The 12,943-nt window shown below is 47.0% G+C and carries 3 protein-coding genes, 4 tRNA genes and 3 rRNA genes; 8 read left to right on the forward strand and 2 right to left on the reverse strand.

The annotated features are described in order from the left end of the window. Positions 1–27: 27 nt before the first annotated feature. The 7 genes from AC3CH3_RS01635 to AC3CH3_RS01665 all read left to right on the forward strand — a co-directional run bounded on the left by AC3CH3_RS01635 (position 28) and on the right by AC3CH3_RS01665 (position 5,532). Positions 28–1,582, forward strand: a 16S ribosomal RNA gene (locus AC3CH3_RS01635). 66 nt (positions 1,583–1,648) lie between these two features. Further along, positions 1,649–1,725 (forward strand) — tRNA-Ile (locus tag AC3CH3_RS01640). A 21-nt stretch (positions 1,726–1,746) separates the two neighbouring features. Further along, positions 1,747–1,822, forward strand: a tRNA-Ala gene (locus AC3CH3_RS01645). A 334-nt stretch (positions 1,823–2,156) separates the two neighbouring features. Continuing rightward, positions 2,157–5,050: ribosomal RNA gene (locus AC3CH3_RS01650) — 23S ribosomal RNA — on the forward strand. A gap of 110 nt (positions 5,051–5,160) precedes the next feature. Further along, positions 5,161–5,276 (forward strand): 5S ribosomal RNA (gene rrf, locus AC3CH3_RS01655). The 16S, 23S and 5S rRNA genes sit together here with 4 tRNA genes alongside, the layout of an rRNA operon. Before the next feature lie 43 nt (positions 5,277–5,319). Continuing rightward, positions 5,320–5,396, forward strand: a tRNA-Asp gene (locus tag AC3CH3_RS01660). A gap of 59 nt (positions 5,397–5,455) precedes the next feature. Beyond that, a tRNA-Trp gene (locus AC3CH3_RS01665) sits at positions 5,456–5,532 on the forward strand. Positions 5,533–6,242: 710 nt separating this feature from the next. On the opposite strand, the gene AC3CH3_RS01670 is transcribed toward AC3CH3_RS01665, so the two are convergent. Further along, positions 6,243–7,523, reverse strand: coding sequence for a cation:proton antiporter (locus AC3CH3_RS01670; protein WP_488537589.1), 1,281 nt, complete (start codon positions 7,521–7,523; stop codon positions 6,243–6,245). A gap of 168 nt (positions 7,524–7,691) precedes the next feature. Between AC3CH3_RS01670 and metH the strand changes: the two genes are divergently transcribed. Continuing rightward, complete coding sequence (metH, locus tag AC3CH3_RS01675) at positions 7,692–11,369, forward strand: methionine synthase (protein WP_488537590.1); 3,678 nt, start codon at positions 7,692–7,694, stop codon at positions 11,367–11,369. 114 nt (positions 11,370–11,483) lie between these two features. On the opposite strand, the gene lysC is transcribed toward metH, so the two are convergent. Then, positions 11,484–12,851, reverse strand: a complete 1,368-nt coding sequence (gene lysC, locus AC3CH3_RS01680; protein WP_488537591.1) for a lysine-sensitive aspartokinase 3 — start codon at positions 12,849–12,851, stop codon at positions 11,484–11,486. Positions 12,852–12,943 lie beyond the last annotated feature (92 nt).

Raw genomic sequence — 12,943 nt, forward strand, 5'->3', positions numbered from 1 at the left:
TCAGTATTCGTTGAGTCACAAAATCTTAAATTGAAGAGTTTGATCATGGCTCAGATTGAACGCTGGCGGCAGGCCTAACACATGCAAGTCGAGCGGAAACGACACTAACAATCCTTCGGGTGCGTTAATGGGCGTCGAGCGGCGGACGGGTGAGTAATGCCTAGGAAATTGCCTTGATGTGGGGGATAACCATTGGAAACGATGGCTAATACCGCATAATGCCTACGGGCCAAAGAGGGGGACCTTCGGGCCTCTCGCGTCAAGATATGCCTAGGTGGGATTAGCTAGTTGGTGAGGTAATGGCTCACCAAGGCGACGATCCCTAGCTGGTCTGAGAGGATGATCAGCCACACTGGAACTGAGACACGGTCCAGACTCCTACGGGAGGCAGCAGTGGGGAATATTGCACAATGGGCGAAAGCCTGATGCAGCCATGCCGCGTGTATGAAGAAGGCCTTCGGGTTGTAAAGTACTTTCAGTTGTGAGGAAGGGGGTAGCGTTAATAGCGCTATCTCTTGACGTTAGCAACAGAAGAAGCACCGGCTAACTCCGTGCCAGCAGCCGCGGTAATACGGAGGGTGCGAGCGTTAATCGGAATTACTGGGCGTAAAGCGCATGCAGGTGGTTCATTAAGTCAGATGTGAAAGCCCGGGGCTCAACCTCGGAACTGCATTTGAAACTGGTGAACTAGAGTACTGTAGAGGGGGGTAGAATTTCAGGTGTAGCGGTGAAATGCGTAGAGATCTGAAGGAATACCAGTGGCGAAGGCGGCCCCCTGGACAGATACTGACACTCAGATGCGAAAGCGTGGGGAGCAAACAGGATTAGATACCCTGGTAGTCCACGCCGTAAACGATGTCTACTTGGAGGTTGTGGCCTTGAGCCGTGGCTTTCGGAGCTAACGCGTTAAGTAGACCGCCTGGGGAGTACGGTCGCAAGATTAAAACTCAAATGAATTGACGGGGGCCCGCACAAGCGGTGGAGCATGTGGTTTAATTCGATGCAACGCGAAGAACCTTACCTACTCTTGACATCCAGAGAAGCCAGCGGAGACGCAGGTGTGCCTTCGGGAGCTCTGAGACAGGTGCTGCATGGCTGTCGTCAGCTCGTGTTGTGAAATGTTGGGTTAAGTCCCGCAACGAGCGCAACCCTTATCCTTGTTTGCCAGCGAGTAATGTCGGGAACTCCAGGGAGACTGCCGGTGATAAACCGGAGGAAGGTGGGGACGACGTCAAGTCATCATGGCCCTTACGAGTAGGGCTACACACGTGCTACAATGGCGCATACAGAGGGCAGCAAGCTAGCGATAGTGAGCGAATCCCAAAAAGTGCGTCGTAGTCCGGATTGGAGTCTGCAACTCGACTCCATGAAGTCGGAATCGCTAGTAATCGTGAATCAGAATGTCACGGTGAATACGTTCCCGGGCCTTGTACACACCGCCCGTCACACCATGGGAGTGGGCTGCAAAAGAAGTGGGTAGTTTAACCTTTCGGGGAGGACGCTCACCACTTTGTGGTTCATGACTGGGGTGAAGTCGTAACAAGGTAGCCCTAGGGGAACCTGGGGCTGGATCACCTCCTTATACGAAGATACCACGATGAGTGTCCACACAGATTGATTAGGTTTAGAAAGTAAAAGAGACGATATTGGGTCTGTAGCTCAGCTGGTTAGAGCGCTCGCCTGATAAGCGGGAGGTCGGTGGTTCGAGTCCACTCAGACCCACCAATATCGACTAGATACAAAGATGGGGCTATAGCTCAGCTGGGAGAGCGCCTGCCTTGCACGCAGGAGGTCTGCGGTTCGATCCCGCATAGCTCCACCATCTTTAAGTGTTTTTATCTGAAAATATTTAAAAATGGTTTCGAAAGAAATCTAGCTCTTTAACAATTTGGAAAGCTGACTGATTTGATTACTTACGAGTAATTCAATCAAATTTAAAAGTTCTCAATGTTTATCTTTCATTAGATAAACACAACAAACACATTCAAGTGTCTTGTATTCGAATCAAACTTAGTTTGATTCACAATTGAGTCCGGCAAACAGTTATCAAGAATTAACCCTTCTTGATGACAACCAAAAACCTTGGTTAGTTGCCATACGCTTATTTGTCTTCACTTTTTAAAGTGAAAGCAAATAGAAACCCTTTCGGGTTGTATGGTTAAGTGACTAAGCGTACACGGTGGATGCCTTGGCAGTCAGAGGCGATGAAAGGCGTAATAACTTGCGATAAGCCCAGATTAGGTAGTAATAACCTTTTGAGTCTGGGATTCCTGAATGGGGAAACCCACTTACATAAGTAAGTATCCTGTTGTGAATACATAGCAGCAGGAGGCAAACCGGGGGAACTGAAACATCTAAGTACCCCGAGGAAGAGAAATCAACCGAGATTCCGAAAGTAGCGGCGAGCGAAATTGGATTAGCCCTTAAGCTTTTAATGATGCAGGTGAAGAGTCTGGAAAGTCTCGCAATAAAGGGTGATAGCCCCGTAACCGACACATCATAATCAGTGAAATCGAGTAGGGCGGGACACGTGATATCCTGTCTGAATATGGGGGGACCATCCTCCAAGGCTAAATACTACTGACTGACCGATAGTGAACCAGTACCGTGAGGGAAAGGCGAAAAGAACCCCTGTGAGGGGAGTGAAATAGAACCTGAAACCGTGTACGTACAAGCAGTAGGAGCACCTTCGTGGTGTGACTGCGTACCTTTTGTATAATGGGTCAGCGACTTAATTTTAGTAGCAAGGTTAACCGTTTAGGGGAGCCGTAGGGAAACCGAGTCTTAACTGGGCGTACAGTTGCTAGGATTAGACCCGAAACCAGGTGATCTAGCCATGGGCAGGTTGAAGGTTGAGTAACATCAACTGGAGGACCGAACCGACTAATGTTGAAAAATTAGCGGATGACTTGTGGCTAGGGGTGAAAGGCCAATCAAACCTGGAGATAGCTGGTTCTCCCCGAAAGCTATTTAGGTAGCGCCTCGGACGAATACTACTGGGGGTAGAGCACTGTTAAGGCTAGGGGGTCATCCCGACTTACCAACCCTTTGCAAACTCCGAATACCAGTAAGTACTATCCGGGAGACACACGGCGGGTGCTAACGTCCGTCGTGGAGAGGGAAACAACCCAGACCGCCAGCTAAGGTCCCAAAGTATAGCTAAGTGGGAAACGATGTGGGAAGGCTCAGACAGCCAGGATGTTGGCTTAGAAGCAGCCATCATTTAAAGAAAGCGTAATAGCTCACTGGTCGAGTCGGCCTGCGCGGAAGATGTAACGGGGCTAAGCTATACACCGAAGCTGCGGCTACGTACCTTAGGGTATGTGGGGTAGGGGAGCGTTCTGTAAGCCGTTGAAGGTGGTCTGTAAGGGCTGCTGGAGGTATCAGAAGTGCGAATGCTGACATGAGTAACGATAAAGGGAGTGAAAAACTCCCTCGCCGGAAGACCAAGGGTTCCTGTCCAACGTTAATCGGGGCAGGGTAAGTCGACTCCTAAGGCGAGGCCGAAAGGCGTAGTCGATGGGAAACGGGTTAATATTCCCGTACTTCTTACAATTGCGATGGGGGGACGGAGAAGGCTAGGTGGGCCTGGCGACGGTTGTCCAGGTTCAAGTACGTAGGCGGGTGGTTTAGGTAAATCCGGACCGCTACTAACGCTGAGATACGATGTCGAGCTACTACGGTAGTGAAGTCATTGATGCCATGCTTCCAGGAAAAGCCTCTAAGCTTCAGATTGTAAGGAATCGTACCCCAAACCGACACAGGTGGTCGGGTAGAGAATACCAAGGCGCTTGAGAGAACTCGGGTGAAGGAACTAGGCAAAATGGTACCGTAACTTCGGGAGAAGGTACGCTCTTATCAGTGAAGTCCCTTGCGGATGGAGCAGACGAGAGTCGCAGATACCAGGTGGCTGCAACTGTTTATTAAAAACACAGCACTGTGCAAAATCGTAAGATGACGTATACGGTGTGACGCCTGCCCGGTGCCGGAAGGTTAATTGATGGGGTTAGACTTCGGTCGAAGCTCTTGATCGAAGCCCCGGTAAACGGCGGCCGTAACTATAACGGTCCTAAGGTAGCGAAATTCCTTGTCGGGTAAGTTCCGACCTGCACGAATGGCGTAATGATGGCCACGCTGTCTCCACCCGAGACTCAGTGAAATTGAAATCGCTGTGAAGATGCAGTGTACCCGCGGCTAGACGGAAAGACCCCGTGAACCTTTACTACAGCTTGGCACTGAACATTGAACCTACATGTGTAGGATAGGTGGGAGACTATGAAACCGCGTCGCTAGATGTGGTGGAGTCGTCCTTGAAATACCACCCTTGTAGTTTTGATGTTCTAACGTTGGTCCCTGAATCGGGATTACGGACAGTGCCTGGTGGGTAGTTTGACTGGGGCGGTCTCCTCCCAAAGAGTAACGGAGGAGCACGAAGGTGGGCTAAACACGGTTGGACATCGTGTGGTTAGTGCAATGGCATAAGCCCGCTTGACTGCGAGAATGACAATTCGAGCAGGTGCGAAAGCAGGTCATAGTGATCCGGTGGTTCTGAATGGAAGGGCCATCGCTCAACGGATAAAAGGTACTCCGGGGATAACAGGCTGATACCGCCCAAGAGTTCATATCGACGGCGGTGTTTGGCACCTCGATGTCGGCTCATCACATCCTGGGGCTGAAGTCGGTCCCAAGGGTATGGCTGTTCGCCATTTAAAGTGGTACGCGAGCTGGGTTTAGAACGTCGTGAGACAGTTCGGTCCCTATCTGCCGTGGGCGTTGGAAAATTGAAAGGGGCTGCTCCTAGTACGAGAGGACCGGAGTGGACGAACCTCTGGTGTTCGGGTTGTCATGCCAATGGCATTGCCCGGTAGCTAAGTTCGGAATCGATAACCGCTGAAAGCATCTAAGCGGGAAGCGAGCCTTGAGATGAGTTTTCCCTGGCGCTATAAGCGTCCTAAAGGGTTGTCGTAGACTACGACGTTGATAGGCAGGGTGTGTAAGTGCTGCGAGGCATTGAGCTAACCTGTACTAATTGCCCGTGAGGCTTAACCATACAACACCCAAGGGGTTTTGTGGACTCAAAGACAGACCTTGAATGAGTTTGAAGAGAAACTTTTAAAGCTCTATTAAATAGAGAAGCAGCTTTCCGAATTTTAAAATTTGCTTGGCGACCATAGCATTGTGGACCCACCTGATTCCATGCCGAACTCAGAAGTGAAACACAATAGCGCCGATGGTAGTGTGGGGCTTCCCCATGTGAGAGTAGGACATCGCCAGGCTTTAAATTTGAACACTTGTCAGCGACGACAAGTATTCCACTGCGGAGTGGTAGTTCAGTTGGTTAGAATACCGGCCTGTCACGCCGGGGGTCGCGGGTTCGAGTCCCGTCCACTCCGCCACTTATTCGATAACCTCGCCTAGTGCGAGGTTTTTTCGAATCTGAAGTAATGAAAGTTTTAGGGGTGTAGCTCCAATTGGCAGAGCAGCGGATTCCAAATCCGCGTGTTGGGAGTTCGAATCTCTCCACCCCTGCCATATTTAAGGCTCTAGCAGAAATGCTAGAGCCTTTTTTGCATCTGTTGTTTCTACGAAGCAATGTTGGGATAACTAGGCGCTCCTAGCTCATCTGCGTGCTCGAACCTCCGGAGTACCTGCTCATTCCAGCCCTACCATATTTAAGAATCTAGGCTGCACGTCTCGGCAGAAATGCTAGCGCTTTTTATTCCTATCATTTTTACAAGTATCACTAGAAGTACCAAGTGTTCCTTTAGCTATCTCTATCGAACACTGATTTAGTGCAGCCTTGCTGTATTTAATGACTTAGTTCAAAGCTAAAGCTTTCTGTTCACCACTCATCTAGCTCCGTACTCCTGTTAATAACTAACGCTATTCTAGCGAGAAGTTGAGTCCTGTTATTTTTGTTTCCAGGTGAAAGGTGAAGCCTTTCGATTGAAGCTTATATAATTTGAGAGCGGGTTATTGGGTAGACTAGCGAGTGTGCAGAAGAACGAGTTCTCTGTATTACTTAACCTTCTGAAAGAGTTCTGGCCAAATTTAGTGCTTCTCCCCCACACATTAACGCTTTCGATTACTCAAATACTAGCGGTATCAAATATCGATATAGGCTCTATGTTCACCGCATACCTTTCTGCTAGATCTTCAGTGAGGAAATCGGCGAATCTGACTTTCATTAGGTATAAAAAAGGCCACCTAAAGTAGGCGGCCTTGGTTGATCTATCTAGGTGTTAATCTAGCTCTTTCTCTGCTTGTTTTGCTTTCTCTATCATAGGAGTGATTGTTGAGCCTTGAACTAGAATAGAGAACACAACAACGGCGTATGTCATGACAAGGATTATCTCTTTAACATCGATTGCCTTGTCTTCAATCACCCAGATACCTGAAGGGATTGAAAGTGCCATGGCTAGTGCTAAGCCACCGCGTAAACCACCCCAAGTTAGAATCTTAATCGACCAAGGGTTGTAAGTTCTAAAGCGCTTAAATCCGATGTAAGACAAGAAAACACTTAAGTAGCGTGCACTCAATACTAGAGGGACTGCGAACGCCATTAAGATCCAGTCTTCTTGGTGGAATTTGAATAACAGCATCGACATACCAATTAATAGGAATAATACGCCGTTTAAGAATTCATCTATCAATTCCCAGAAATGATCTAGGTGATCTTCACTCTCTTTCGAGAATCCGATAAAGCGAGTCCAGTTACCAATCATGATACCTGAGACAACCATGGCTAATGGTCCTGATACATGCAGAACTTCAGCAAACGCATAACCAGCAGTTGGGATGCCGATGGTTAATAGCAACTCCATAGAGTGGTCATCGGTGTTGCTGATGAGGTAATGGAATACAAGACCCAAAACAAAACCGTAGACGATGCCGCCAATCGCCTCTTGGACGAATAGCATGGTCACACTGCCGACAGTCGGCGCTTCTGTGCCGAATGCGATAGTAAATAGGGTTACGAAGATCACTAAGCCAAAACCATCGTTGAATAGAGATTCTCCCTCGACTTGAGTAGAGATTCGTCTCGGAGCATCGAGTTTCTTTACGATGGCTAATACGGCGATTGGGTCGGTTGGAGAGATTAGCGAGCCAAAGAGTAGGCAGTAAATCAGATCAAATTGAATACCGATGAACTGACAGAACCCGTACAGCACAAAACCGATAAAGAAGGTTGAAAACAGCGTAGCACCTAACGCGAGTACTGTTATTTCCCATTTCTGGTCTTTTAGGTTTGGTAATTTAATCCCCAAACCACCGGCAAAGAGTAAGAAGCCCAATATTCCCTTTAGTAGGAAATCTTCAAAGTTGATACTGGCAACGGTTTCTGAGGCGATGTCAGCCAGTTGGAACCAATTGTTTTGTCCCGCAATGATAATCAATAGAGATAACATCATTGAGCCAGCTGTGATGGCGATGGTTGTCTGCATTTTACCAATTTTGGTATTAACGAAAGCAATAAGCATGGCTGCAGCGGACAAGAAGCATAAGGTGTAATAGACCGACATTGGGATTCCAATATGTAACAAAGTATGAATATGAATTTTCGTTGTCTCATGCTCAAATAGCAAACATTTTTTGTCATGACTCAGTAATCAATTTCCTTTTTTAGACGTCTAGACTCCTTTTTAATGTGTGATAGGATGGAGGGATAATTAAAGGAATGAGGTTGTACCGTGGGAAGTAATGTAAGGCAAAAGATTGACGCTCTGTTGAAGCAACGAATTTTACTGATTGATGGTGGCATGGGCACCATGATTCAGGATTATAAATTGGAAGAGCAAGACTATCGTGGTGAACGCTTTGCTGATTGGCACAGTGACTTGAAGGGCAACAATGACCTTTTAGTTCTTACACAGCCTAAGCTTATCAAAGATATCCATATGGAGTATTTGGAAGCTGGGGCAGACATCCTCGAAACCAATACCTTTAACGCTACAACCATCGCTATGGCCGACTATGATATGGAAAGCCTTAGTGAAGAGATTAACTTTGCAGCTGCCAAGCTTGCTCGTGAAGCGGCTGATGAATGGACCGCAAAGACCCCAGACAAGCCTCGCTTCGTTGCGGGTGTATTAGGTCCAACCAACCGAACTTGTTCCATATCCCCTGATGTAAACGATCCAGGTTACCGTAATGTTAGCTTTGACGAACTGGTTGAAGCTTATTCTGAATCGACGCGTGCGCTCATTAAGGGCGGTTCAGACTTAATACTTATTGAAACTATCTTCGATACGTTAAACGCAAAAGCGTGTGCTTTTGCGGTTGAATCTGTTTTCGAAGAAGTAGGTATCAGTCTGCCAGTGATGATTTCCGGTACCATCACTGATGCATCAGGTCGTACCCTTTCAGGACAGACGACAGAAGCATTCTACAACGCCCTTCGTCATGTAAAACCAATCTCATTTGGATTGAACTGTGCATTGGGCCCTGATGAACTGCGTGAGTATGTCGGTGAGATGTCTCGTATCTCTGAGTGCAATGTTTCTGCTCACCCTAATGCGGGTTTGCCTAATGCATTTGGTGAGTATGACCTTTCTCCTGAGGATATGGCTGAACATGTTAAAGAGTGGGCTGAAAGTGGCTTCTTGAACCTAATTGGTGGGTGTTGTGGTACTACTCCAGAGCATATCCGTCAAATGGCTGAGGCCGTTGAAGGTGTAACGCCGCGTCAATTGCCAGACTTACCAGTTTCTTGTCGTCTTTCGGGACTAGAGCCACTGACGATAGCTAAAGAATCTTTGTTCGTGAATGTGGGTGAACGTACCAATGTTACCGGCTCTGCACGCTTTAAGCGCCTTATCAAAGAAGAGCTCTACGACGAAGCGTTGAGTGTAGCTCGAGAGCAAGTCGAGAACGGCGCTCAGATCATCGATATCAACATGGATGAAGGGATGCTAGACGCTGAGGCGTGTATGGTTAAATTCCTGAATCTATGTGCTTCAGAACCTGAAATCTCGAAAGTACCTGTTATGGTCGATTCTTCTAAGTGGGAAGTTATCGAAGCTGGCCTAAAGTGTATTCAAGGCAAAGGCATCGTTAACTCAATCTCTCTAAAAGAAGGCAAAGAGAAGTTTGTTGAGCAAGCCAAATTAGTTCGTCGTTATGGTGCTGCTGTCATCGTGATGGCGTTTGATGAAGCCGGGCAGGCTGATACTCGAGAGCGTAAAGTCGAGATCTGTACTAATGCCTACAACATTCTTGTTGATGAAGTCGGTTTCCCGCCAGAAGATATTATTTTTGACCCGAACATTTTCGCAGTGGCGACGGGTATCGATGAGCATAACAACTATGCGGTCGATTTCATTGAAGCAGTAGGGGACATCAAACGCGATCTCCCGTATGCGATGATCTCTGGTGGCGTGTCGAATGTTTCATTCTCATTCCGCGGTAATAACTACGTCCGCGAGGCTATTCACGCGGTATTCCTGTATCACTGTTTTAAAAACGGTATGGATATGGGCATTGTAAACGCTGGTCAGTTGGAAATTTACGATAATGTTCCAGAAGATCTGCGTGATGCTGTTGAAGATGTCGTACTAAACCGTCGTGATGATTCGACTGAACGATTGCTGGATATGGCGACCGAATACCTAGAGCGCGCTGTTGGTAAGGTTGAAGATAAATCTGCATTAGAGTGGCGGACTTGGCCTGTAGAGAAGCGTTTGGAGCACTCTTTGGTAAAAGGTATCACCGACTTTATTGTTGAAGATACCGAAGAAGCTCGTGTTAATGCCTCTCGTCCTATTGAAGTGATTGAAGGTCCTCTCATGGACGGCATGAACGTTGTTGGTGACCTATTTGGTGAAGGTAAGATGTTCTTACCACAGGTTGTAAAGTCTGCGCGTGTGATGAAACAAGCGGTTGCCCACTTAGAACCATTCATCAATGCATCCAAAGAAGTGGGCGCAACTAACGGTAAGATTTTGTTAGCGACCGTTAAAGGCGATGTTCACGATATCGGTAAAAATATCGTTGGTGTGGTTTTACAGTGTAATAACTACGAGATTATCGATTTAGGCGTAATGGTTTCTTGTGAGAAGATTCTCAAGGTAGCCAAAGAAGAGAATGTCGACATTATTGGCCTGTCTGGACTGATTACACCGTCTCTTGATGAAATGGTACATGTTGCTAAAGAGATGGAGAGACAGGGTTTCAAGCTGCCTCTTCTGATTGGCGGTGCAACCACATCTAAAGCTCACACAGCAGTTAAGATTGAACAAAATTATTCAGAGCCTGTTGTATACGTAAACAATGCCTCGCGAGCTGTAGGTGTTTGTACTTCACTACTTTCTGATGAATTGAAACCCGCTTTCGTTGAGAAGCTTGATATCGATTACGATCGCGTTCGAGATCAGCACAATCGTAAGAAGCCTCGTACCAAGCCGGTCACATTAGAGAGAGCTCGTGCCAATAAAGTCGCAATCGATTGGGATGCGTATACGCCACCGGCACCCGCTAAACCGGGAGTTCACATCTTCAATGATTTCGATGTAGCTACTCTGCGTCAGTATATCGATTGGACCCCATTCTTTATGACATGGTCATTGGTTGGTAAGTACCCAGCTATTTTGGACCATGAAGAAGTGGGTGAAGAGGCAAAACGTTTATTCAAAGATGCCAATGATTTACTGGATCGCGTAGAGAAAGAGAAGTTGCTTGAAGCGCGTGGTATGTGTGCCATGTTCCCAGCGAACAGTGTTGGTGATGATATTGAGGTGTATACCGATGAATCTCGTACCGAAGTTCGAAAAGTTCTACACAACCTTCGTCAACAAACAGAGAAACCAAAAGGCTTTAACTATTGCCTATCAGATTACATTGCGCCAAAAGAAAGCGGTAAAGCGGACTGGATTGGTGGCTTTGCGGTGACGGGTGGTATTGGTGAGCGCGAGCTGGCTGATGAATACAAAGCGAAAGGCGATGACTACAACGCAATTATGATTCAGGCGGTTGCTGACCGATTGGCTGAAGCGTTCGCTGAATACTTGCATAAAGAAGTGAGAAAGGACATTTGGGGCTACTCACCAGATGAGGATTTGTCTAACGACGATTTGATTCGAGAGAAATACCAAGGTATTCGCCCAGCTCCAGGTTATCCTGCTTGCCCTGAGCATACAGAGAAAGGCACGTTGTGGGAGCTGATGGATGTTGAAAAGGCAATCGATATGTCATTAACGACAAGCTACGCGATGTGGCCTGGTGCTTCAGTATCTGGTATGTACTTCTCACACCCTGATGCTAGATACTTTGCTATTGCACAGATTCAACAGGATCAAGTGGATAGCTATGCTGACCGCAAAGGTTGGGATATGTTAGAAGCCGAGAAGTGGTTAGGTCCAAACATTAACTAGTTTGAATCTATGAAGAGCTTTGATTCGTAAAGTAAAAAGAGAAAGGGTTGCTGAATAGCAACCCTTTTTGTATCTGTGATTTAGTTATTTATCTGTCGATGATAAACGGACTGTCTATTCAAATAACTCTTGGTGAAGTTTTTGAATCGCCAGCTTAGAAACAGATTCATCTAGCAAGAAACACAGGTTGTGTGGGCTTGCTCCGTAACAAATCATTCGTAGGTTGAAATCTTCAAGAGTGCCGAATACCTGCTTCGCATAGCCTTTGCTTTCACTCATGTTGTTACCAATAAGTGCAACAAGGCATAGGTCGTGTTCAATATCGACAGAACACAGCTCTTCAAGCTCAAGGCGAGCGGCTTCAGGTAACTCAGGAGCACCACCTGATGTGTCTGTTTGATCCAGAGTAAGTGACACACTGATCTCTGAGGTAGTGATAAGATCGACAGAGATCTTATGTTTAGCAAGGATCTCGAACACTTTTGCTAAGAAGCCATAGGCGTGGAACATGTTAGCACTGCGTAGCGTAACCATGGTTTGGTTGCAGCGTAGGGCAAGCGCTCTAAATAGAGGGGAGCTCTCAACTTGTTGGCGAATCCAAGTACCACCTAGCTCTGGTGCTTTCGATGAACCAACAAAAACAGGGATTTGGTGGCGTAGTGCAGGCACTAGTGTCGATGGATGCAAGATCTTCGCGCCGAAGTTTGCCATTTCCGATGCTTCACTGAAGCTGATTTCTGGGATAGGAGAGGCCTTAGGAGCAATACGTGGATCGGTAGTATAGATACCCGGAACATCCGTCCAGATCTCTAAGCCAATCGCTTGTACCGACTCGGCAATCAGTGCAGCTGAATAATCACTGCCACCGCGACCTAGGGTCGTGGTGTTACCTTCGCTATCAGCACCGATAAAGCCTTGGGTAACGACAACTTGTTGCTGGCACAGTGGAATCAATTTCTCTTTTGCCAAAGCAGTAATCTCTTCTAGCTGTGGTTCTGCTTTTCCGAAATCATCATTGGTGCGCATCACTTCTCTGATATCGAAACGAACCGCAGGTGTTCCGCGTTCGCGAAGGATTTGAGCAAGGATGTGTGTCGACATCAACTCACCACATGCTACAAGGTGATCTGTCAGCTTAGTACTTGCTTGGAATGATGCGGCTTCTGCTGCGCTCGCAATGTCATCAAGAATGCTGTGAACTTCTTTTTCGATGCTGATTGGATCCGCAAGTTGGTCAAGAATAGCATTGTGGATGTCAGCTAATTGCGTCATCAATTCTTGGCGGCGAGCTTTGTCTTGAACTCCGTTTGCGAGCTCTACAAGCAAGTTGGTCACGCCAGAACACGCGCTACTTACGACCAGTTTCGTATTTGAGTTGTTTTCAATAATGGCAGCACAACGGCTCATTGCTTCAAAGTTGGCAACACTTGTTCCACCAAACTTAGCGACATTAAAAGAACCAGCTACATTAGATGCACTCACGATATATCTCCCACGACTTCCTAAAATAAAATTACGGTTGGGTAATCCAACGTCCGATGTTTTTCGAAGAGAGTTTTAGAGCAAAAAGAGAG

This window comes from Vibrio sp. QJM3NY_35 (genome assembly GCF_057785915.1).